19 protein-coding genes are annotated in these 21,284 nt (G+C 74.5%); 11 read left to right on the top strand and 8 right to left on the bottom strand.

The genetic code is table 11. The annotated features are described in order from the left end of the window. Nucleotides 1-47: 47 nt before the first annotated feature. The 3 genes from ABZ479_RS28940 to ABZ479_RS28930 are packed head-to-tail and all read left to right on the top strand — an operon-like array spanning nt 48 to nt 3,902. The gene (locus tag ABZ479_RS28940; RefSeq protein ID WP_500464303.1) at nt 48-1,478 is read left to right on the top strand and encodes a glycosyltransferase; all 1,431 of its coding nucleotides are present in this window, start codon (nt 48-50) and stop codon (nt 1,476-1,478) included. Nucleotides 1,479-1,494: 16 nt separating this feature from the next. Continuing rightward, complete coding sequence (locus ABZ479_RS28935; protein WP_500464302.1) at nt 1,495-2,754, top strand: nucleotide sugar dehydrogenase; 1,260 nt, start codon at nt 1,495-1,497, stop codon at nt 2,752-2,754. Further along, nucleotides 2,754-3,902, top strand: a complete 1,149-nt coding sequence (locus ABZ479_RS28930) for a glycosyltransferase (protein ID WP_500464301.1) — start codon at nt 2,754-2,756, stop codon at nt 3,900-3,902. The genes ABZ479_RS28935 and ABZ479_RS28930 overlap by 1 nt, the downstream gene beginning before the upstream one ends. 7 nt (nt 3,903-3,909) lie before the next feature. On the opposite strand, the gene ABZ479_RS28925 is transcribed toward ABZ479_RS28930, so the two are convergent. Continuing rightward, the gene (locus ABZ479_RS28925; RefSeq protein WP_500464300.1) at nt 3,910-4,941 is read right to left on the bottom strand and encodes a saccharopine dehydrogenase family protein; all 1,032 of its coding nucleotides are present in this window, start codon (nt 4,939-4,941) and stop codon (nt 3,910-3,912) included. 238 nt (nt 4,942-5,179) lie between these two features. On the opposite strand from ABZ479_RS28925, the gene ABZ479_RS28920 reads away from it, so the two are divergent. Continuing rightward, entirely contained in the window at nt 5,180-6,109 is a 930-nt protein-coding gene (locus ABZ479_RS28920) for an alpha/beta hydrolase (RefSeq protein ID WP_500464299.1), read from the top strand. 301 nt (nt 6,110-6,410) lie between these two features. Here ABZ479_RS28920 and ABZ479_RS28915 read toward each other — a convergent pair whose 3' ends face one another. From ABZ479_RS28915 to ABZ479_RS28900, 4 genes are all read right to left on the bottom strand, one after another. Further along, complete coding sequence (locus ABZ479_RS28915) at nt 6,411-6,866, bottom strand: bifunctional DNA primase/polymerase (protein WP_500464298.1); 456 nt, start codon at nt 6,864-6,866, stop codon at nt 6,411-6,413. Nucleotides 6,867-7,382: 516 nt separating this feature from the next. Then, nucleotides 7,383-8,450, bottom strand: a complete 1,068-nt coding sequence (locus ABZ479_RS28910) for a maleylacetate reductase (RefSeq protein ID WP_500464297.1) — start codon at nt 8,448-8,450, stop codon at nt 7,383-7,385. Then, entirely contained in the window at nt 8,447-9,313 is an 867-nt protein-coding gene (locus ABZ479_RS28905) for a dioxygenase family protein (protein ID WP_500464296.1), read from the bottom strand. Before ABZ479_RS28905 ends, ABZ479_RS28910 begins: the two co-directional genes overlap by 4 nt. A 12-nt stretch (nt 9,314-9,325) precedes the next feature. Beyond that, nucleotides 9,326-11,083, bottom strand: a complete 1,758-nt coding sequence (locus ABZ479_RS28900) for an FAD-dependent oxidoreductase (RefSeq protein WP_500464295.1) — start codon at nt 11,081-11,083, stop codon at nt 9,326-9,328. A 69-nt stretch (nt 11,084-11,152) separates the two neighbouring features. On the opposite strand from ABZ479_RS28900, the gene ABZ479_RS28895 reads away from it, so the two are divergent. The 3 genes from ABZ479_RS28895 to aroQ all read left to right on the top strand — a co-directional run bounded on the left by ABZ479_RS28895 (nt 11,153) and on the right by aroQ (nt 13,621). After that, nucleotides 11,153-12,298, top strand: coding sequence for a helix-turn-helix domain-containing protein (locus ABZ479_RS28895; protein WP_500464294.1), 1,146 nt, complete (start codon nt 11,153-11,155; stop codon nt 12,296-12,298). Nucleotides 12,299-12,369: 71 nt separating this feature from the next. Continuing rightward, nucleotides 12,370-13,131, top strand: coding sequence for a pirin family protein (locus ABZ479_RS28890; protein ID WP_500464293.1), 762 nt, complete (start codon nt 12,370-12,372; stop codon nt 13,129-13,131). A gap of 22 nt (nt 13,132-13,153) precedes the next feature. Beyond that, nucleotides 13,154-13,621, top strand: a complete 468-nt coding sequence (aroQ, locus tag ABZ479_RS28885) for a type II 3-dehydroquinate dehydratase (RefSeq protein WP_500464292.1) — start codon at nt 13,154-13,156, stop codon at nt 13,619-13,621. Nucleotides 13,622-13,652: 31 nt separating this feature from the next. Here the strand turns inward: aroQ and grpE are convergent, their stop codons facing one another. Then, nucleotides 13,653-14,348, bottom strand: a complete 696-nt coding sequence (grpE, locus tag ABZ479_RS28880; RefSeq protein WP_500464291.1) for a nucleotide exchange factor GrpE — start codon at nt 14,346-14,348, stop codon at nt 13,653-13,655. Further along, nucleotides 14,345-16,213, bottom strand: coding sequence for a molecular chaperone DnaK (gene dnaK / locus ABZ479_RS28875; protein WP_500464290.1), 1,869 nt, complete (start codon nt 16,211-16,213; stop codon nt 14,345-14,347). Before dnaK ends, grpE begins: the two co-directional genes overlap by 4 nt. 151 nt (nt 16,214-16,364) lie before the next feature. On the opposite strand from dnaK, the gene ABZ479_RS28870 reads away from it, so the two are divergent. Both ABZ479_RS28870 and ABZ479_RS28865 read left to right on the top strand, forming a co-directional pair. Beyond that, nucleotides 16,365-17,210, top strand: a complete 846-nt coding sequence (locus ABZ479_RS28870) for an NUDIX domain-containing protein (protein WP_500464289.1) — start codon at nt 16,365-16,367, stop codon at nt 17,208-17,210. A gap of 54 nt (nt 17,211-17,264) precedes the next feature. Then, a complete protein-coding gene (locus tag ABZ479_RS28865; protein WP_500464288.1) occupies nt 17,265-17,795 on the top strand; it encodes an O-acetyl-ADP-ribose deacetylase in 531 nt (176 codons plus the stop codon). 233 nt (nt 17,796-18,028) lie between these two features. Here the strand turns inward: ABZ479_RS28865 and ABZ479_RS28860 are convergent, their stop codons facing one another. Then, nucleotides 18,029-18,625, bottom strand: coding sequence for a hypothetical protein (locus ABZ479_RS28860; protein WP_500464287.1), 597 nt, complete (start codon nt 18,623-18,625; stop codon nt 18,029-18,031). Nucleotides 18,626-18,795: 170 nt separating this feature from the next. Here ABZ479_RS28860 and ABZ479_RS28855 point away from each other — a divergent pair, with 170 nt between their 5' ends. Together ABZ479_RS28855 and efeB are read left to right on the top strand one after the other, a co-directional pair. Continuing rightward, nucleotides 18,796-20,001, top strand: a complete 1,206-nt coding sequence (locus tag ABZ479_RS28855) for an EfeM/EfeO family lipoprotein (RefSeq protein WP_500464286.1) — start codon at nt 18,796-18,798, stop codon at nt 19,999-20,001. Next, nucleotides 19,998-21,260 (top strand): iron uptake transporter deferrochelatase/peroxidase subunit, encoded by a 1,263-nt coding sequence (gene efeB, locus ABZ479_RS28850; protein ID WP_500464285.1) that lies wholly within the window; start codon nt 19,998-20,000, stop codon nt 21,258-21,260. Before ABZ479_RS28855 ends, efeB begins: the two co-directional genes overlap by 4 nt. Nucleotides 21,261-21,284 lie beyond the last annotated feature (24 nt).

The raw sequence follows: 21,284 nt of genomic DNA, 5'->3' as shown, positions 1-21,284 counted from the left end.
CTGCGGGTGCTTAGGGTGGGAATGTGCGTCGTCGTACTCTTCGTGCCTTGATTCTCGCCGCCTCCGTGGCGGTACGTCATCTGCGGGACGACCCGGTGCGCGCGGCGTCCCTGGCCCTGCGGGTCGCCCCGGGGCCGGCGCGGCGGCCCGCCCGGTGGGCGCTGGCCCGGCTGCCCGGACGCGATCCGCACCGCGGGCGCGGCGGGGCCCCGCCCTACGGGCCGCGCGGCGTGCCGGCCCCGGCCGGTGTGCCGGGGACGGCGGTGCCGGGACGGGTCCTGCACCTGGTCACCAACTCCCTGCCGTACCGGAACGCCGGTTACACCGTCAGGACGCACGCCATCGCGCGCGCCCAGCGGCAGGCGGGCCTGGACCCGCAGGTCGTGACCCGGCTGGGCTTCCCCGTCGCCCAGGGGGTCTGGGACGGGCGCCCGGCCCAGGTCGTGGACGGGGTGCCCTACCACCGCCTGCTGCCGGTGCGGATGCCGGGGACTCCGGCGGCCGCCCTCGCCCGCAACGCCGAGCTCGCCGCCCGGCTCGTCGAACGGCTGCGCCCCGCGGTCCTGCACGCGGCCACCGATCACCCGAACGGCCGAGTGGCACTCGCCCTGCGCGAATCGTTCGGCCTGCCGGTCGTCTACGAGGTGCGTGGCTTCCTGGAGGAGACCTGGCTGACCCAGGGGCCCGGCCGCGACCGCGACAGCGCCTCCTACCGGGAGCGACGGGCCCTGGAGACGCACTGCATGAAGGCCGCGGACCTGGTGCTCACCCTCGGTGAGGCCATGCGGGAGGAGATCGTCTCCCGGGGGGTCCCCGAGGACCGGGTGCGGATCGTGCCCAACGCTGTGGACGACGTCTTCCTCCAGCCCCTGCCCGACCCCGGTGACCTGCGCGATCGCCTCGGCATCGGCCCCGGCGAGCTGGTCGTGGGCACCGTCTCCACGCTCACGCCCCACGAGGGCGTGGGCACCCTGCTGCGCGCGGGGGCCGAACTGCGCCGCCGCGGGGTGCCGCTGCGGCTGCTGATCGTGGGGGACGGCCCGCTGCGGCCCGCGCTGGAGCGGCAGGCGGCCGGGCTCGGCCTGGGGGAGTACGCCCTGTTCACGGGCCGTGTGCCGTACGCCGAGGTACGGGCGCACCACGCCGTGCTGGACGTCTTCGCGGTGCCCAGGACCGGGGAGCGGGTGTGCCATCTGGTGACCCCTCTCAAGCCGGTGGAGGCGATGGCGAGCGGTCTTCCCGTCGCGGCGAGTGATGTCACGGCGATGGGCGAGCTGGTCGAAGACCAGGTGAACGGAAGGTTGATTCCGCCAGGAGACGTACAAGCCTGGGCGGATGCGCTCGAAATATTGCTCTATAGTCCGAATCACCGGCAGATGATGGGCGCCGCCGCCCGCGCACGAGTGGCCCACGACCGCACGTGGGCGCACATCGCGGGGCGGACGCGCGACGCCTACCGCGTTCTCGGGGCCGTATAGCACTGGATGGTGCGACATGACGGTGGAGCTCGCAGTCGTAGGACTCGGATACGTCGGTCTGCCCCTCGCCAGGGAGGCCGCGGCGGTGGGCCTGAGCGTCGTCGGGCACGACCTGGACCCCGCGGTGGTGGACGCCCTCAACTCCGGCCGCTCGCACGTGGACGACGTCCGCGACGAGGACCTGCGGCGCATGCTGGCCGCCGGGTTCACCGCCACCACCCGCCCGGAGTGCCTGGCGGAGGCGCAGACCGTCGTCATCTGCGTCCCCACACCGCTGTCCGGGGACGGCGGACCCGACCTCACCGCGGTCACCGGGGCCGCCCAGGCGGTCGCCGCCCGGCTGCGCCCCGGCGTCCTGGTCGTCCTGGAGTCGACGACCTACCCCGGTACCACCGACGAGGTCGTCCGGCCCATCCTCGAGGAGGGTTCAGGACTGCGCGCGGGGCCGGACTTCGCCCTCGCCTTCTCGCCCGAGCGGATCGACCCGGGCAACCACACCCACGGCCTCCGCGACACCCCGAAGATCGTCGGCGGGCACACGCCCGGGTGCGCGGCACGCGCCGTCGCGTTCTACGGGAAGCTGGTCGACACCGTCGTCCGGGCCAAGGGCACCCGCGAGGCCGAGATGGCCAAGCTGATCGAGAACACCTACCGCCACGTCAACATCGCCCTCGTCAACGAACTGGCCGTCCTCTGCCGCGAACTGGGCGTGGACATCTGGAACGCCATCGAGTGCGCCGCCACCAAACCCTTCGGCTTCCAGGCCTTCCGCCCCGGCGCCGGCGTGGGCGGCCACTGCATCCCGATCGACCCCAACTACCTGTCGTACAAGGTGCGCACCCTCGGCTACGAGTTCCGCTTCGTCGAACTCGCCCGGGAGATCAACCACCGGATGCCGGAGTACGTGGTGCGCCGGGCGCAGGACCTGCTGAACACGGCGGGGAAGGCGCTGCAGGGATCGCGGGTGCTGCTGCTCGGCGTCACCTACAAGCCCGACGTCGCCGACCGCCGCGAGAGCCCCGCCGTCCCCGTGGCACGGCTGCTGCGCAGGCTCGGCACCGCGATCTCCTTCCACGACCCCTTCGTGGACGTCTGGGAGGTCGACGGCGAAGCCGTCCCCAGGGCCGGCGACCTGCCCGCCGCCCTGCGCGAGCACGACCTGACGGTCCTGCTGCAGGACCACAGCGCGTACGACCTCCAGGTGGTGGCGGACCGGGCCCGCCTGCTGTTCGACACGCGCGGACGGATCTTCCGGCCGGACGTCGAGGTGCTGTGATGCACGTGCTGGTCGTCACCGTCGTGCACCACCCCGAGGACGCGCGCATCCTGCACCGGCAGATAGCCGCCCTCATCGCCCACGGCCACACCGTCACCTACGCCGCGCCGTTCACGGCCCGGGCGACCCCGCCCCGCCTCGGGGTCGAGGGCGTCGACCTGCCGCGGGCCACCGGCCGCGACCGGCGCGCGGCCGTCCGCGAGGCCCGCCGGCTGCTGGCGCGGCGCGGGCCCACCGTCGATGCCGTGCTGCTCCACGACCCCGAACTCCTGCTCGCCCTGCCGCGCACGCTGCGGCACTGGCACCGCACCGGCGCCCGGCGGCCCGCCGTGGTGTGGGACGTCCACGAGGACACCGCCGCCGCCCTCGCCATGAAGGCCTGGGTGCCGAGCCCGCTGCGCCCGCCGCTGCGCCTCGTCGTACGCGCGGCCGAACTCGCCGCCGAACGGCATCTGCACCTGCTGCTCGCCGAGGACGCCTACCAGCGCCGTTTCCGCCGTACGCACCCCGTGGTGCCGAACCTGGTCACCGTCCCCGCGAAGGCCCCGCCGGCACCGGGCGACGACCGTGTGGTCTACCTCGGGCAGCTGTCCCGGGCCCGCGGCGCCGAGGAACTGGTCGCCATGGCACGGCTGCTGGCCCCGGACGTCCGGGTGGAGCTCATCGGCGCCGCCGACGGCGACGTCCGGGCACTGCTGGCGGCGGCCGACCGCGACGGCGTGCTGCGCTGGCACGGCTTCCTGCCCAACGACGCGGCCCTGGGGCGGCTGTGCGGGGCGCTCGCCGGGGTGTCGCTGCTGCGCGACGAGGCGAACTACCGCCACTCGCGGCCCACCAAGGTCGTCGAGTACATGGCCTACGGCATCCCGGTCGTGAGCACCCCCAACCCCCTCGCAGCGGAACTCGTCCGGGGGCACGACTGCGGCCTCCTCGTCCCGTTCGGGGACCCCGCGGCGGCCGCGGACGCCGTCCGCCGCCTGCGCGACGACCCCGCACTGCGCCGCGCGATGGGCGCCCGCGGCCACGCCGCCGCCCGCGGCGCCCTGCACTGGCCCGACTGCGCGGCGCACTTCGTCACGAGCCTGGAGGGCTGGGCGGCGGCGGCCGCGACCGCCGCCGAACGCGCCCCGGCGGTACGCCCGTCGTAGCGGGGGATCAGCCGACGTGGGGTCCGTTGCGGCGAACCCCGTCCAGTTCGAGGACGAAGTCCGCGCCCAGGGCCGAGGACGGGGTCTGGGTGCCGTGCGGCAGGCGGGGCAGGCGGGTCACGACGCGCAGCACCGAATCGACCGTCAGCGCATAGGCGTTGGGCGCCGAGAGCGCCGCCTCGGCTACGCGGCCGTGCGCGTCGCGGGCGCGCGCCCAGACCTGGGAACGGGTACGCCCCAGCGCCCGCTCACCGGGGCCGGTCAGGAAACGGTCGATGCCCGCGCGGGCCAGCCGCCGCACCGGGCCGAGGCCCAGCACGCGCGCCGCGAGCGGGGCACCCGGCAGCCAGGTGTACGTCGAGACGTTCGGGACGCCCGTGGAGTGGTGGGCCGTGCTGACGTCGCCCCAGGCGACGCCTGCGACACGGCGCGGCCCGGTGCGGAAGGACGCCGTCACCCGGGGGTGCCCGAGCGGGACGTCGCGGATCACCCCGTCGACGCGGGCGCGGCCGCCGGCGCCCCGGTCGAGCGCCTCCAGCGCGGAGCGCGCCGTGCCCGGACTCGCCCCGCCGCCGGCCAGGAAGGCGATGTCGAGGTGGGTGGCGGTGGGCAGCGCGGCGGCGACGGTGGCGGCGAGGCAGTCCGTGGGGACGACGTCGAATCCCGCGCCGGGCAGCAGGACCACACCCGCCGCGCGGGCCCGGGCGCTCATCGCGTGCAGCGCCTCCAGCACGTCGATCTCGCCGGTGATGTCGAGGTAGTGCGTGCCGGTGTCCAGGCACGCCTCGGCCATCGGCAGCGCCGTCGCGGAGAAGGGCCCGGCGCAGTGCGCCACCGCGTCCACGTCCGCGAGCGCCGTGCGCAGGGCCGCGGGGTCGTCCAGGGCGAACACCCGGTGCTCCAGGCCCAGTCCGTCCGCGAGCGGGGCCAGCGCGGCGCCCGACCGGCCCGCGAGCACCGGGTGTTCGCCGCGGGCCACGGCCTCCCGTGCGATGAGGCGGCCGGTGTAGCCCGTGGCTCCGTACAGCAACCAGGTCATTGCGTGTGCTCCCTCGGCCCGTTCCGGGCCCCGGGTTGGGACCCGGCACCGAACCTACCGGTCGGTCACGGGGCCACGCCGCTGCGCGACGCCGTACCTCCGGCCCGGCGAAGGGATCGCGGCCGCCGTTGAACCGCTGACGGCCCGCATCCGTTACCCCGGGTAAAGGTGGTGCGGCCGGTCCGTGCGCGCCCCCGTTCCGCCCCTGTTCCCCCTTGTCCCTCGAGGAGCCGCCCCCATGACCCCCACCACCGCGCGTCCGGGCGGCCGGGCCGCCGCCGAGGTGGCCGCCGCGACCCGTGTCGACGCACGCACCTGGGACCTGACGGTGGCTTCGGCCGCGCTCGGGCGTCCGGCGGCGGCCCGGATCGTCCTGCCCGCGGACTTCGCGCGTGCGCCCGGGCGCACCTGGCCGGTGCTCCACCTGCTCCACGGGCCGCACGAGGACCACACCGCCTGGAGCCGGCAGACGGACGTGGAGGAGCTCACCGCTGACGCCGGGCTCATCCTCGCCATGCCGGACTGCGGCCCCGCGGGGCTGTCGAGCCGCTGGCTCGACGGCTCCGACTACGAGACCTTCCAACTGTGCGAGCTCGACGGGCTGCTGCGCCGCGACTACCGGGCCTCCGGCGTACGGGCGGTGGCGGGCGTCTCGACCGGCGGCCACGGTGCCATGGCCCACGCCGCCCGCCACCCGGGGACCTTCCGTGCCGCCGCCTCCTTCAGCGGCGTCCTGGACACCACGTTCGCCGGGGTGCCCGCCGCGCTCGACGCCCTCCTGCTCCGCGAGAACCTGTGCCCCGGGACGCTGTGGGGCGACCCCGTGGACCGGTGGGAGACCTGGCGGTCCTTCAACCCCGCCGCCCGTGCCGGCGGGTTGCGCGGCACGGCGCTCTACGTCTCCTGCGGAAGCGGTGCCGCCCCGGCCGCGGGCGGCACCGAACTGCTGCCGGAGGTGCTGGAGAGCACCCTGTGGCCGGCCACGCACGTCTTCGCCACCGCGCTGGAGCTGCGGGGCATCACGGCGACGACGCACTACTACGAGGGTGGCCGGCACGAATGGGCCTACTGGCGGCGGGAGTTCGCCGCGGCATGGCCGCTGCTCTGCCGTGCCCTCGGACTGCCGGAGCCGTCTCCCGTGCGGGCGGATGAGACGACGAGACGATGAGACGGTGAAAGGAAGGCCCCTAACGAGGGGGGCGCACTCACTCGTTTCAGTGGCGCCGCCTGCCCCGGACGTACCACCGGCGCACGAGCCGCGTTGCAAGGGGACATGGACAGCAGCACATCCCCGACCCGTGGATGCCTCCTCCAGGGACATCCGGAGCACCACCGGACCTTCGCCGAACTCACCGGCGCCTACTGGATGGACCCGCCGATCTACACGGAACTCCTGGCCGACTGGCGGGCCCGCGGGCGCGCCGTCCCCGGATTCGCGGGGGCCGACGTGCCACCGCGCACGACCGGGCTCAGCGGCGGCACTCCGCCGCCACTGCTGCCTGGAACAGGGCCAGTTCGACCGATGTAGGGGTGTGCAGGGTGCCCGTCCCGTCGGGCGGTACCAGCCACCGCAGGGCCCCCGCGGCCCGGTACGGGGGCGGGACCGCGATCCAGGCGCCCCGGCCGGCGTAGCGGATCCCGGTGCCCACCCATCTGGTGACGGGATCCGGTGGGAGGAAGAAGCCGACCCGGCGGGAGGCCGTGTCGGCCAGCGTGGGGCCGGGTTCCGCGCGGGGGAGGCGCAGCAGCGCGTCGAGGGCCAGCACGCCGAGGTCCTCGGGCACGCTGAGCACGTCCCAGAAACGCCCGGCCGGCAGCAGGACCGTCCCGCTCTCGCCGTGTTCCCATTCCCGCTTGCACGCCCGCGGATCCGCCGCGGCGGCGGCCAGCCACTCCATTGCCTGTTTCGGTGCCGCATTTCTCATACGCTCAACCTTGGTAGATATTTCTAAACTGCGGAAGGGGTGGCGGGGGATGGCGTTTGGGAACGCGAAACGCCTGTTTTCCGCACGCCTGTGCGGTGTTGCGGCGCGGGCCCGGCGTGCCCTGCGCGGCGGACCGCGGGACGGCGCCGCGCTGGAACGCCTGGTCAGGACGGCGGAAAGACTGGACTACGGCGCCGGCCCGCCCGCGGTGGCGGACCGGGAGCCGCGGCGCGGGGGCTGAGGGATTCCCGTGCGGCGGCGGAAGGCCGGATTCCGCGGGGAATCGAGGGACCGGATCGGCGGAATGCGTTCGGGCGCGTGACCGTACAGCGAAAAGGTGTTCGCCTGTACGGGGAAAACGCATCCGGGCCGAATCCGGACGGCGCTTCGCGGCCTTTCCACCGGACTCCGGGCGCGGGCGGGAGCGGGCCGGGAGCGGGCCGGGCACGGCGGCCGCCCGTGAGGAACGCCGCCCCGCGCCCGTCCGCGCCCGACTCGCGCCCGCGGACCGGTCGTTCAGGCCGCCGGCGGGGCGCCCTCGTACGCCGCCGTCAGCAGCGCGCGCAACTGCTCCGCGTCCGCGGCGCGCGGGTTGGCGTACGAGGCCGCGCCCACCAGTTCCACGACGCGGCCGATGCCGTCGGCCGGCAGACCGACCTCGGCCAGCGAGCGCGGCGCGCCGAGCCGTCCGCCCAGCTCCCACAGTCCGCGCGCCGGGTCCTCGGTGCCCAGCGCCCGGCGCAGGGCGGCCGTCGCGCCCGGTGCGGCCGGGGCGTTGAAGGCGAGGACGTACGGCAGGAGCACCGTGTGGGTCGCGGAGTGCGGCAGGTCGAAGGCGCCGCCGAGCACATGGGCCAGCTTGTGGTGCAGGCCCATCGTGGTGGCGCCGAGGCACGCCCCGCACAGCCAGGCCCCGTACAGGGCCCGGGCGCGCGCGTCGAGGCCGTCCGGGTCGGCGACGACCCGGGGCAGCGCCTCGGCCAGGGCGCGCACCCCCTCCTCTGCCATCAGCGACACGACGGGCGTGGCGTCGGGGGCGTACAGCGCCTCGACCGCGTGGGCCAGGGCGTTGACGCCGCTGGTGCCGGACAGCGCCGGCGGCATCGACAGTGTGAGCCGCGGGTCGTAGACGACGCTGCGCGGCAGGACGCGGCGGTCGCGGCCGGTGCGCTTGACGCCGTCCTCCGTCAGGCCCCACACCGGGGTCATCTCGGAGCCCGAGTAGGTCGTCGGCACGGCCAGCAGCGGCAGCCCCGTGCGCAGCGCGACCGCCTTGCCGAGGCCGACGGCCGAGCCGCCGCCGACCGCGACCAGCCCGTCGGCCGCCAGCTCCGCGGCCACCGCCACGGCCTCGTCGGCCACCTTCACCGGCACGTGCATCACCGCGCCCGGGTGGACGCCCGCGCAGGCCGCGCCGAGGGAGGCGGCGACGGAGCGCGCGGTGTCCTCGCCGTGCCGGCCGCACAGCACCAGCACGCGGCGCAGCCCGAGGCGTCCGGTCTCCTCGGCCACGGCCGTGCCGGCGGCGCCGGCGCGGAAGACGACCCGCATCGGCAGCGCCTCGTGGACGAACTCCAGGCTCATGAGCGCTGCAGCACGATGTCGAAGTTCGCCAGCCGGAAGGGGCCGGGAACCCCGTACTCGGCCGCCCGCTCCGGGTCGTCCACCACGGTGAACTCCTGGACCAGGCTCTTCTTCACCGCGAAGACCGCGTCCGACTCCAGGTAGGGGCTGTCCTGCACGAACACGTGCGTGGTGACCGGATGGTGCCCTTCGGCGGCCGCGATGAAGTGGATGTGCGCGGGCCGGTAGGGGTGCCGCCCGGTGGCGTTCAGCAGTCCGCCGACCGGGCCGTCCGTCGGGATCGGGTAGTGCGCGGGCACGACGGTGCGGAACCGGAAGCGGCCCTCCCCGTCGGCCGTGAAGAGCCCGCGCCCGTTGCCCTGGGGCTGCTCGCCCGGCTGCTGGACGTCGTAGAAGCCGTGCTCGTCGGCCTGCCACACGTCCACCGACGCACCCGGCAGCGGCGTGCCGTCCACGGAGACCACGCGCCCGGTGACGACGCACGGCTCGCCCGAACCGATCATGTCGATCGCGTCGCCGAACTCCCGCGCGGGGGAGCCGACCATGTGGAACGGGCCCAGCACGGTGGAGTCGGTGGCCCCCTCGCCGGCCGACTTCCGCTGGTTGATGGTCTCGACCAGCATCGAGACGCCGAGCACGTCCGAGAGCAGGATGAACTCCTGCCGGGTGTCGGTGCAGGCCTGCCCGGTGCGGGTGAGGAAGCCGATCGCCGCCTCCCACTCCTCCATCGTGGGTTCGACGTCCCGGACGAAGTCGTGCAGGTGCCGGGTCAGGCTGGCGAGGACGTCCCGCAGCCGCGGGTCGGGCGTCCGCGCGAAGCTCTCCACGACGGCGGGGGTCGCGCTCTGTTCGGTGAAGTCCATGGTCTCTCCTCGTCAGTCCCGTCCCAGGATGCGCCGCAGCGCGGTGCCGAGCACGGACCGTGCCTCGGCGTCGTCGGCGGCCCCTTCGGCGCGCCGGAAGGCGATGTACAGGTCCGGCCGCACGAGCAGCGCGCCCGTGTCGCCGATGCCGCGCAGCCGCGCCCAGTCCCCGTAGGGGTCCTCGTACTCGCGCCCGGGGCCGATCACCGCGGTCGCGATGTCCAGCCCGAGCTCGGCGCCGACCGCGCGGGCCGCCGCCGTCCAGGCCTCGCCGCCGATGCCGGTGAGCAGCGCGAACCGGCCACCGCCGCCCAGGTCGAGGGTGGACAGCGTGCGGGGGCCCGCCGTCAGCCAGGCGTGCGGCAGCTTGGCGCCGGGGCGGCTGCTCGGCTGGTGGTACAGCTCGGGGTCGCGGTCGAAGCCCGGGTCGGGGGTGCCGTCCGGGACGACCGCGGCCGAGGTGTAGCGCTGGTTGAGCTCCACGCCGTGCGCGTTGAACTCGTACCGCTTGAAGTCGATCGCCTCGCGCAGCCGGGCGCGCCGCTTCTCGCCGGCCGGGGAGGCCTCCTTGCGGGACTCCATGTTGGCGAGCAACTGCTCGGGGCTCTGCGGGGCGAGCAGGTCCAGGGCCTCGAAGACCGGGGCGGTCTCGCCGATCGACTTGTTGGCGCGGGTGACGATCTGCTCGCCGACGGGCGCCCGTTCGGCGGTGTAGGTGTCCAGCAGCGAGGGCGCGGCCGCGCCGTCCAGCACCAGCTTCAGCTTCCAGGCCAGGTTGTAGGAGTCCTGGATGGAGGTGTTGGAGCCCAGCCCGTTGGACGGCGGGTGCCGGTGGGTGGCGTCGCCCGCGCAGAAGACCCGGCCGCTGGAGTAGGTCCGCGCGTACATCTCGTTGACCGTCCACGCCGAGGTGGAGCGGATCGTGACCGGCACCTCGTCGTCGCCGACGAGCTTGCGGACCACCGACAGCGCGTACTCCTCGGTGAGGTCCGGGGGCGCCGCGTTGACGTCGTAGCCCCACACGATGAGCCACTCGTTCCACGGCCGGACGTTGCGGACCAGACCCGCGCCGATCCCGCCGACCGTCGCGCCGGGGGTGAGCACCCAGTACAGGGTGCTGGGGCGGTGGGCGACGTAGCGGCTGAGGTCGGCGTCGAAGACGATGTTGACGCTGCCCGCCACGCCCATCGTCCCGGCCATCGGCAGTCCGGCGTCCTCGGCGACCTGGCTGCGCCCGCCGTCGGCGCCGATCAGGTACTTGGCGCGGATCGTGTACGTGTCGCCGCGCAGCCGGTCCTCGACGAGGACGGTCACGCCGTCGTCGTCCTGCTCGAAGGACCTGTAGACGGTGCTGTGGCGCAACCGGGTGCCGCGTGCGACGGCGGCCTCGATCAGCACCGGCTCCATCCGGTGCTGCGGCATGTCGCACATGCGGCTCGGGCTGGCGAGCTCGTGCGCGGCCTGCACCAGCGGGTCGTTGCCCCACGAACGCAGCCGCCCCAGCTCCTCGCCCGCGAGGCTTGTGCAGAAGACGGTGTTCCCCATCAGGTGCTGGGGAGTCGCCCTGGCGACGACCTCCTGCTCGACGCCGAGGTCCCGCAGCACCTCCATGGTGCGCTGGTTGGTGATGTGGGCACGCGGGGTGTCGGCCAGCCGGCCGTAGCGCGTGACCACGATGTTCGGTACCCCGTACGTGCTCAGCGCGAGTGCGGCGCTCGCCCCGGCCGGCCCACTGCCCACGATGAGCACATCGGTCTCGACGGTCTCCATCAATGCGGCTCCTTGACGGATAATTGAAATGGCAACGAACGAATCGTGGATCAGAGGGAGACCGCCGGCGTGTCTCAATCCGATACATCCCCTGAAGAGCTGCTGCTCGGCGCCTACCTGCGCGAGCGGCCGGGCGGCCGGGCGGTCGTCGCCGCCGACGGCAGGACGCGGATCGTGAGCGTCGAGGCCGCGCGGCGGCTGTCCGAGGAGGCGCTGGCGCTGCTGGAGCGCCGGGCCGGCGGCATGGTGCGCGACGGCCGGACCGAGGCGTACGAGCTGCCCCTGCCGGACGGCGGCTGGCGCGCCCGGCTCCAGCCCGTCATGGACTCCGGCGAGGTCATCGGCGCTGTCGCCGTGCTGTCCGCCCCGGCCGAGGGGGCCGCAGGACCGCCCGCCGTGCCGGAGCCGAGGCTGCCCGGGCTCGTGGGCTCGTCACTGTCCTGGCGTGCCGCGGTGGCCCGCGCCGTACGGCTCGGGGGTGAACAGGGGTCCCTGCTGCTGTCCGGGGAGGCCGGCACCGGCAAGACGTCGCTGGCCCGCGCCGTCCGACCCGGCGAGCTGGAGCTGGACGCGGCCCAGACGACGGGCGCAGCCGCCGGTGACTGGGTGCGGCGGCTGGCCGTGCGCCCCGCGCCGGGACGGGTCCTGGTCCGCCACGTCGAGGCGTTGGACGGCGGTGCCGCGGCAGCGCTGGTGGCGCTCCTGGAACAGCGCCCCCACCTGCGGCTGACCGTCACCCACACCCCCGGGGACCGGACGGGCGCGTGCCTGGACCGCCTGCTGGGCCGGCTGGCGGCGCGCTCGCTGTCCGTGCCGCCGCTGCGCGAGCGCCCCGAGGACCTGCCGGTGCTGCTCGCCGCCCTCAGCCCGCGCCCCGCGCCCGGCCACCCGCCGCTGACCTGGACCGTGGAGGCCCGGCGCACCCTGGAGCGGCACACCTGGCCGGGCAACGTCGCCGAGCTGGCGACGGTCGTCAGGACGCTCGCGGAGGAGCGCCGGCTCGGCGGCCCGGTGCGCCCGGAGGAACTGCCGGACGCCGTGCGCGGCGGGGCCGGCGGGCGCCGTCTCGGCAGCCTGGAGCGGGCCGAGCGGGACGCGATCCTCGAGGCGCTGCGCACCCACGGGGGCAACAAGGCGCGGGCGGCGAAGGCGCTGGGCATCGCGCGGGCCACGGTCTACCGCAAGCTGCGGAGCTACGGCATCCAGGGAATATAGTTCGAGATTCAACATGTTAGGTTGGCCGAAAGGCACCGAGAGGCACCCCACCCCGCAGAAGGAGATCCCCGATGGCCCCCCAGCTGGATGTCCGCCGCGCCGGCCAGCGGTTCCACACCCGCGCCGGCTGGCTCGACTCGCACCACTGCTTCTCCTTCAGCCACCACTACGACCCGAAGAACACCCACTTCGGCCTGCTGCTGGTCTCCAACGACGACGTCGTCGCCCCCGGCACCGGCTTCGACACCCACCCGCACCGGGACATGGAGATCGTCACCTGGGTGCTCGACGGCGGCCTGGTCCACCAGGACTCCGAGGGCCACAACGGCGTCATCTACCCGGGCCTCGCCCAGCGGATGAGCGCGGGCACCGGCATCCTGCACAGCGAGAAGAACGACAGCTGGAAGCTGACCGGCACGCCCGAGCACAAGGACCCCGTGCACTTCGTGCAGATGTGGGTCTTCCCCGACGAGCAGGGCATCAAGCCGGGCTACGAGCAGCTCGACATCAACGACGAACTCGCCCGCGGCGGGTGGGTCACCGTCGCCTCCGGGATGGACCGCGACCGCGACGAGCGCGCCATCTCCATCGCCCAGAAGCACGCCGCGCTGCAGGCCGCCCGCATGGCCCCGCAGCAGACCCTCGCCCTGCCCACCGCCCCCTTCGTGCACCTGTACGTCGCCAAGGGCGAGGTCGCCTTCGAGGGCACCGGAATCCTCGCCAAGGGCGACGCCGTACGCGTCACCGGGGCCGAGGGCCAGCGGCTCACGGCCGGCGCCGAGGGCGCCGAGGTGCTGGTCTGGGAGATGGACGCCGCCGTCACCTTCGGGTGATCGCGTGGTAGACCTTGGGGCCATGACCCGCACCCTCGCGAGCGCGCCGATCATGGTCCTCAACGGTCCCAACCTCAACCTGCTCGGTCAGCGGCAGCCCGAGATCTACGGCTCCGAGACCCTCGCCGACGTCGAGGCGCTGTGCGCCGCCACGGCGGTGCGCCACGGCGGGACCGCCGACTGCCGGCAGAGCAACCACGAGGGACAGCTGATCGACTGGATCCACGAGGCCCGCGAACACCACGCGGGCGTCGTGATCAACCCCGGCGCCTACTCCCACACCTCGGTGGCGATCCTGGACGCCCTCAACACCTGCGACGGCCTGCCCGTCGTCGAGGTGCACATCTCCAACATCCACCGGCGCGAGGCCTTCCGGCACCACAGCTACGTCTCCGCGCGGGCCGACGCCGTGATCGCGGGCTGCGGCGTCCAGGGCTACGCCTTCGCCGTCGAGCGGATCGCCGCGCTGCTGGACGCCGGCGCCCGCTGACCCCCGGCGCCACCCTGCCGGGCCTTCCCGCTCAGGCCTCGCCCGGCTGCCACCGCGGCCACTCGCCGGGGTGGTCCGCCCAGTGCACCTGGTCCGGGTCCGACATCTCGATGTCCGGGAAGGTGCGGCGCACCCGCGGCTCGAACTCCTCCCGCTCCAGCTCCCGCCACCCCACGCCCCGGATGTGCACCCGGCGGTAACGGTGGTCGGACCCCAGCGGCGCCACGTCGACCTTGTGGGTTGTCTCCATGCCTCCAGGGTGCACCGCGGCCGGTGCCCCCGCAGGTCCGCCGACCACCACCTCCGCCGGGCGCAGCAGGTGCGCCCCGACCCGGTAGCCGGAGCGTACGACCTCGCCGCACACCAGGCGCTCCGCACCGGAGGCGCACGACGAGTCCACCGCCTCGTGCCACACCGGGTCGAAGGGCTCGCCCGGCTCGCCGAAGGACCGCAGGCCCAGCTCCGCCAGCCGCCGCTCCAGCACCTCGACCACGGCACGGAAGCCACCGGTCACCTCGCCCAGCTCCCGCGCCCGGTCGACGGCGTCCAGCACCGGCAGCAGACCCTGCAGCACGTTCGCGACGGCGGCCTCCCGCACCGCCAGCCGGTCCCGCTGCACCCGCTTGCGGTAGTTGTCGTACTCGGCCTTGAGCCGCCGCAGGTCCGCCGTGCGTTCGACGAGCCGCGCCCGCAGCTCGCCGCCCGGAGGCGGGCCGGCGCGGTTCACGCCGTGCCTCCCTCCCGCTTGTCGTCGTCGACGATCTCGGCGTCCACCACGTCCTCGTCGCCCTCCGGCGGAGCCGTGTGCGGGGCCTCGCCCTCGCCCGCCGCGGACCGCTCCGCCTGGGCCTGGGCGTACATCGCGGTGCCGACCTTCTGCGCCGAGGCCGTCAGCCGCTCCGTCGCCCGGCGGATGCCCGCCGGGTCCTCGCCCTTGAGCTGCTCCTTCAGCTCCGCCACCGCCGACTCGACCTCCGACTTCAGGTCACCGGGGACCTTGTCGGGGTTGTCCCGCAGCAGCTTCTCGGTGGAGTAGACCAGGCTCTCCGCGTTGTTGCGGGTCTCGGCCTCCTCGCGGCGCTTGTGGTCCTCCTCCGCGTACTGCTCGGCCTCGCGCATCATGCGGTCGATGTCGCTCTTCGGCAGCCCGGAGCCGCCGGTCACGGTCATCTTCTGCTCCTTGCCGGTGCCGAGGTCCTTCGCCGTGACGTGCATGATGCCGTTGGCGTCGATGTCGAAGGAGACCTCGATCTGCGGGATGCCGCGCGGCGCCGGCGGCAGCCCGGTCAGCTCGAAGACCCCGAGCTTCTTGTTGTACGCCGCGATCTCGCGCTCGCCCTGGAAGACCTGGATCTGCACCGACGGCTGGTTGTCCTCGGCCGTGGTGAAGATCTCCGAACGCCTCGTGGGGATCGTCGTGTTGCGCTCGATCAGCTTGGTCATGATGCCGCCCTTGGTCTCGATCCCCAGGGACAGCGGGGTGACGTCCAGCAGCAGGACGTCCTTGACCTCCCCCTTGAGCACCCCCGCCTGGAGGCTCGCGCCGATCGCCACGACCTCGTCCGGGTTGACACCCTTGTGCGGCTCCTTGCCGGTCAGCGACTTCACCAGGTCCGTGACCGCCGGCATCCGCGTCGAACCGCCGACCAGGATGACGTGGTCGACGTCGGCGACGTTGATCCGCGCGTCCTTCACCGCCTGGTGGAAGGGGCCCTTGCAGCGCTCCAGCAGGTCCGCGGTCAGCTGCTCGAACTGGGCGCGGGTGAGCTTCTCGTCCAGGTGCAGCGGGCCCTCGGCGGAGGCCGTGACGTAGGGCAGGTTGATCGTCGTCTCGGTGGACGAGGACAGCTCGATCTTCGCCCGCTCGGCCGCCTCGCGCAGCCGCTGCAGCGCCATCTTGTCCTTGGCCAGGTCGAGGCCGTAGGAGTTCTTGAAGCGCTCCACGAGGTGGTCGACGATCCGCTGGTCCCAGTCGTCGCCGCCCAGCTCCGTGTCGCCGTTGGTGGCCTTGACCTCGACCACGCCCTCGCCGATGTCCAGCAGGGACACGTCGAAGGTGCCGCCGCCCAGGTCGAAGACGAGGATCGTCTGGTCGTTCTCCTTGTCCAGGCCGTAGGCGAGTGCCGCGGCCGTGGGCTCGTTGATGATCCGCAGCACGTTCAGGCCGGCGATCTCCCCGGCCTCCTTGGTCGCGGTGCGCTGGACGTCGTCGAAGTACGCGGGCACCGTGATCACCGCGTCCGTCACGTCCTCGCCCAGGTACGCCTCCGCGTCCCGCTTCAGTTTCTGCAGTACCCGGGCCGAGATCTCCTGGGCCGTGTAGCGCTTGCCGTCGATGGTGCCGGACTCGGGGAACCGCCAGTCGGGATCGCCCATGTGCCGCTTGGCCGAGCGGGCGGTCCGCTCCACGTTGGTCACGGCCTGGCGCTTGGCGATCTCCCCGACGAGGACCTCGCCGCCCTTGCTGAAGGCCACCACCGAGGGCGTGGTCCGCGCACCCTCCGTGTTGGTGATGACGGTGGGCTCGCCGCCCTCCAGGGCGCAGACCACCGAGTTGGTGGTGCCGAGGTCTATACCGACCGGACGTGTCATGTCAGCTCGCCTCCTCCCCTCCTCCCCTCCAGGGTGCGACGCCCGCGGGCCGACCACCAGACGGCCGGGGCGACGCGCGGCCGCGGACGTCCGTGCACCGACCCGCGACAATCCCGTGGCCCGCACGGCGAGCGCTGCTAGCGTCGGCGGGATGTCCTCAACTCATGCGGGAGTGCTCCTCTTCCACGACCGACGACTTGCCGTGCACAGCGACTTGAGCCTGCCGCGGGCCCCCGTCCCGCCACGCGGCGACCCCGCCGGGACCGCCCGCGAGGCCGCCCGCGAGATCCTCGGCGCCGACGTCCGCACCGACCCCCGGCCCTGCCTGGAGGTACGCGCGACCGGCGGCACCCACCTGTACTACCGGGCTGCCGTACCGCCGCCGCCCCACCCCGCCGCCGCGCGGCTGCTCAGCCGGGACGAGGCCCTGCACCTGCCGCTCGCGCCCTGGACGGCCTGGGAGGCCATACTGCGCTCCTGGGACGGACCGCCCTGGTGGCGGGGCCGCCTCGTGCTGGAGGACCCGCTGGGCCGGCCGCCCAAACGGACCCGGGCCGGGGCGGTGATCATCCGCGACGGGCACATGCTGCTGATCCGCTACGCCCACCGGCGCGGGGACTTCTACGAGATACCCGGCGGCGGGGTCGAGCCGGGGGAGACCCCCGAGACGGCCGTGCTGCGCGAGCTCGCCGAGGAGACCGGGCTGAGCGGCACCGTCGGCCCGGAGATCGCCCGCGTGGACCGGGTCCACCGCGGTTCGCACCCCGGGCACTACTTCCTCGTCGAGGCGCACGGCCGGATCGGGCCCCGCTCCACCCTCGACCTCGAGAAGGCGGCGGCCCCGGTCTGGGTCCCCGTCGAGGACCTGCGGCACCTGCCGCTGTGGCCCAAGCGGCTGGGCTGGCGCATCGCGCACTGGCACCGCGAGGGCTGGCCGCGGGTCCCCGCCGAGTTCAGCGACTCGCTGATCGACCTGCGGGTGCCCTGCGACTGGTGAACGCGGGCGCAGGACGTCCCGGCGCCGGCCGCCGGCGGTGGCATGATCTCCCGCATGGCACGCATCACCCTCGTACGGGGCGACATCACGCAGCAGTCCGTCGACGCCGTCGTCAACGCCGCCAACTCCTCCCTGCTCGGCGGAGGCGGGGTCGACGGGGCCATCCACCGCCGCGGCGGCCCGGAGATCCTCGAGGAGTGCCGTGCGCTGCGCGCCTCGCGCTACGGGCGCGGCCTGCCCACCGGGCAGGCCGTCGCCACCACGGCCGGCCGCCTCCCCGCCCGCTGGGTGATCCACACCGTCGGTCCCGTGCACAGCGCCACCGAGGACCGCTCCGCACTGCTCGCCTCCTGCCACCGCGAGGCGCTGCGCGTCGCCGACGAGCTCGGCGCGAGCACCGTCGCCTTCCCCGCCATCTCCACCGGCGTCTACCGCTGGCCCCTCGAGGACGCCGCGCGCATCGCCGTGGCCACCGTCCAGGACACCGACACCTCGGTGGAGGAGGTCCGCTTCGTCCTCTTCGACGAGCCGGCCTACGCCGCGTTCGCGGCGCGACTGCCCGGCGGGGGGCCCGGCGAGCAGTGACGTGCGGCTCCGGCAGGCAGGGGGCCGGTGATCCGGAGGAGGTCCTCGAACGACCTGGCGCGCGAGGGCGGGAGGGGCGCGCCGTCCCCCGGCGCCGACGAGCTGCGACGGCGCGATGAGCCGATCGCGCGGCGGCCGGACTTCGGGGCCGAACCCGCGACGGCGGGCAGGAACGGCCTGACCGGGTTCGACGCCGTGGCCGGCAGGACGCCCTACCGTCCCCCGCCGCTTCGTCAGAACACGTCACCGATGTGGTCGGCCAGGCGGCGCCGGCACTGCTCGAGCGTGCGCGCCAGGCCGTCCTCGTCGTCTGGCCCTTGGACGAGGAGTTCTCCGGCGACCACCAGGGCCGCCCAGAAGGCTTTCGGCCGGCCGCCGCCGGTGGCGCGGGGGCCCAGGCGCGCGAGCGAGCGGAACACACCGGTCAGCTCACCCCGGACGAACCCGCGCGAGAGGCCGAGAGCCGCGCCGCTCGCCACGCCGCCCATGGCGCGGATCGCGTCCCGCAGGTGTCCGGCGACGGCCGACTCCCGCTCGTCGAGCGGCCTGGGGACGTCGAAGACGCCGATCGCCGCCATCAGCTCGCCGTACCACCGCTCCTCGCCCGCGCGGAACTCCTCCTGGAGCCGGCCGGGTTCGCCGTGGAGCCGCCGGAGCAGCTCCGGCTCCGCGATGCCCAGCGCCAGGCCGACGGCCAGGGCGGAGTCCGACCACCGCGGTGTTCGCGCGGCGAGCTCACCGCAGACCGCGGCCGGGGCCGCTCCTGTCCGCAGCCGTTCCCGGGCGGCGGTGACCCATGGCTGTCCGCCACCGGTTCCGGCGTGCTCCATCTCGGATCTCCTTCCGTGCTGTGGCGCGGGTCCGGGCGGAGCCCGGGCCGGGGCGCGGGTTAACCGGGGCGGAACTCTTGGTCATCGATTCGTCTGGGAAAGGTACGGGCCCGCATGCCCTGCCTAGCATGAGGTGATCACGCACCGTACGACCCCGGGGGAGGCCCGGAATGCCGTTGTCCGGCCTCGGGGCGCGGCTCTCGCGTCCGGGCGCGCTCGCCGGGAGCCTGGGCGCGCTGCTCGTCCTGGCCCTGGTGGGGGCGCTGCTCCTCGCGCACGGATCGTCGCCGGCCCCCGTGCGGGCGGCCGGGCCGCCGCACACCGCCGTCGAGGTGTCGCGCGGTGCCTGCGGCGCCGGCTGGCGTGCGCCGCGGGCCGGGCTGCAGGTCTTCGACCTGCACAACACCTCCTCCGAGGCCGCCGAGGTCTACCTGGAGGACCCGCGCAGCAAGGCCGTCTACGGCGAGGTGGAGGACATCGGCCCCGGCACGACCCGGCCGCTGACCGTGGACCTCGGCAAGGGCGCGTACGCCTTCAGGTGCGTGCCCGACGACGCCGACGCCGTCACCGGGCCCACCGTCCACGTCACGTCGGGGCGGGGCGGGCCGGGGGCCGCCCCCGTCACGCAGCACGACCTGATCCCGCCGTCGCTGGACTACCAGAAGTGGGTCGCCGGCGGACTCAACCGGGTGGTGGTGCTCACCGGGCGGCTGCGCGACGCCGTCGACCGCGGCGACCTCGCCGCGGCGCGCCGTGCCTGGCTGCCGGCGCACCTGGAGTACGAGCGGCTCGGCGCGGCCTACGACGCCTTCGGCGACGCCGACGCGTTGATCAACGGAACGGACGCGGGCCTGCCCGGCGGCGTCCACGACCGTTCCTACACCGGCTTCCACCGCATCGAGTACGGGCTGTGGCACGGCGAGTCCGCCGCGCGCCTGCGCGCCCCGGCGACCGCCCTGGTCACCGCGGTGACGGGACTGCGCGACGACTGGTCGCAGGCCCGCATGGACCCGGCCCAACTGGGCTTGCGGGCACACGAGATCCTGGAGAACACCGTGCAGTTCGAGCTGACCGGACGGACCGACTTCGGCAGCGGCAGCAACCTGGGCACCGCCCGCGCGAACCTCGACGGCACCCGGGAGGTCCTGTCGCGGCTGCGCCCACTGCTCGCCACGCGCGACGCCGACCTGCCGGCGCTCGACCGGGAGATGGACCGGGCGCAGGACACCCTGGACGCGTTCGCCGCGGACGGCGAGTGGACCCCGCTGCCCCGGCTGAGCCGCGCCCAGCGGGAGAAGGTGGACGCCGCCCTCGACGAACTCGTGGAGCGGCTGGCCTCGGTGGCCACCCTGTGCGAACCGCGGAGGACGGTGTGAGCCCCGCCGATCACGGCACCGGCCGCGGCACCGGCGGCGTCGGACGGCGCGGCTTCCTGCGGGGCGCGGCGGTGGCGGGGGCCGGGCTCGCCGTGGGCGGCGCGGCCGCACCGGGCCCCGCGGACGGCACAGGGGCGGGAGAGGGCGCGGCCGTCCCGCCGATCGCCCCCTTCCACGGCGGCCGGCAGGCCTCGGTGACCGCACCCGGCCGCCGGGTCACCGCGTTCACCTCCTTCGACGTGACCGCGCAGAGCCGTGCCGAACTGGCCGACCTGCTGCGCACGCTGACCGACCGGGCGCGGGCCCTGACCACCGGCGGCACACCGCGGCCGGTGGGCATCACGGGGCCGCCGGCCGACTCCGGGCTGCTCGGCGGCCGACCGCCGTCCGCCGCGCTGGCGGTGACCGTGGGCGTCGGGGCGGCCCTGTTCGACGGGCGCTTCGGGCTCGGCGCCCGCAAGCCCCGGCACCTGACGGAGATGCCCGCCTTCCCCGACGACGACCTGCGCCCCGAGTGGTGCCACGGGGACCTGAGCCTGCAACTGCACGCCGACGACACCGACACCGTGCTGCACGCGCTGCGCGACATCGCCCGGCACACCCGCGGCGGGCTGCAGGTCCGCTGGCGCCTGGACGGCTTCGGCAACCCGCCGCGCCCCTCCGGGACCCCGCGCAACCTCATGGGCTTCAAGGACGGCACCGCCAACCCGGACCCCGCCGACGCACGCGCGATGGACCGCCTGGTGTGGGTGGGCCGAGGCGGCGGCGAACCGGACTGGGCCGTCGGCGGCAGCTACCAGGTCGTGCGCCTGATCCGCATGCTCGTGGAGTTCTGGGACCGGGTCTCCCTCGGCGAGCAGGAGCGGATGTTCGGCCGGGCCCGCGAGTCCGGGGCGCCCCTGGACGGCGACCTCGAGCACGACGTCCCGAAGTACGCCGACGACCCCAAGGGCGACGTCATACCCCTGGACAGCCACATACGGCTGGCGAACCCGCGCACGCCGGGCAGCGCGGACCAGCGCATCCTGCGCCGCCCCTACAACTACGACCGCGGCGTGGACGCCAACGGCAACCTCGACATGGGACTGCTCTTCTGCTGCTACCAGCAGGACCCGGCACGGCAGTTCGAGACCGTCCAGCACCGCCTGGCGGGCGAGCCGCTCACCGACTACGTCAAGCCCTTCGGCGGGGGCTACTTCTTCGCCCTCCCCGGAGTGCGGGACGTAAAGGACTGGTACGGACGCTCCTTGCTGGGCTGATGCCGCCGCCGTGCCCCCGAGGGG

This window comes from Streptomyces sp. NPDC005722 (assembly GCF_040630935.1).
In the GTDB taxonomy this organism is placed as follows: Bacteria; Actinomycetota; Actinomycetes; order Streptomycetales; family Streptomycetaceae; genus Actinacidiphila.
This window is presented reverse-complemented; position numbering and strand designations above follow the sequence as displayed.

Excerpts from the sequence above, each read along its gene's own strand:
- ABZ479_RS28905 (WP_500464296.1), bottom strand. The coding sequence starts at position 9,313 with ATGGACTTCACCGAACAGAGCGCGACCCCCGCCGTCGTGGAGAGCTTC.
- ABZ479_RS28860 (WP_500464287.1), bottom strand. The coding sequence starts at position 18,625 with ATGGAGCACGCCGGAACCGGTGGCGGACAGCCATGGGTCACCGCCGCC.
- ABZ479_RS28930 (WP_500464301.1), top strand. The coding sequence starts at position 2,754 with ATGCACGTGCTGGTCGTCACCGTCGTGCACCACCCCGAGGACGCGCGC.
- ABZ479_RS28935 (WP_500464302.1), top strand. The coding sequence starts at position 1,495 with ATGACGGTGGAGCTCGCAGTCGTAGGACTCGGATACGTCGGTCTGCCC.
- dnaK (WP_500464290.1), bottom strand. The coding sequence starts at position 16,213 with ATGACACGTCCGGTCGGTATAGACCTCGGCACCACCAACTCGGTGGTC.
- ABZ479_RS28915 (WP_500464298.1), bottom strand. The coding sequence starts at position 6,866 with ATGAGAAATGCGGCACCGAAACAGGCAATGGAGTGGCTGGCCGCCGCC.
- ABZ479_RS28855 (WP_500464286.1), top strand. The coding sequence starts at position 18,796 with ATGCCGTTGTCCGGCCTCGGGGCGCGGCTCTCGCGTCCGGGCGCGCTC.
- ABZ479_RS28920 (WP_500464299.1), top strand. The coding sequence starts at position 5,180 with ATGACCCCCACCACCGCGCGTCCGGGCGGCCGGGCCGCCGCCGAGGTG.
- ABZ479_RS28900 (WP_500464295.1), bottom strand. The coding sequence starts at position 11,083 with ATGGAGACCGTCGAGACCGATGTGCTCATCGTGGGCAGTGGGCCGGCC.
- ABZ479_RS28890 (WP_500464293.1), top strand. The coding sequence starts at position 12,370 with ATGGCCCCCCAGCTGGATGTCCGCCGCGCCGGCCAGCGGTTCCACACC.
- aroQ (WP_500464292.1), top strand. The coding sequence starts at position 13,154 with ATGACCCGCACCCTCGCGAGCGCGCCGATCATGGTCCTCAACGGTCCC.
- ABZ479_RS28910 (WP_500464297.1), bottom strand. The coding sequence starts at position 8,450 with ATGAGCCTGGAGTTCGTCCACGAGGCGCTGCCGATGCGGGTCGTCTTC.
- ABZ479_RS28925 (WP_500464300.1), bottom strand. The coding sequence starts at position 4,941 with ATGACCTGGTTGCTGTACGGAGCCACGGGCTACACCGGCCGCCTCATC.
- ABZ479_RS28865 (WP_500464288.1), top strand. The coding sequence starts at position 17,265 with ATGGCACGCATCACCCTCGTACGGGGCGACATCACGCAGCAGTCCGTC.
- ABZ479_RS28870 (WP_500464289.1), top strand. The coding sequence starts at position 16,365 with ATGTCCTCAACTCATGCGGGAGTGCTCCTCTTCCACGACCGACGACTT.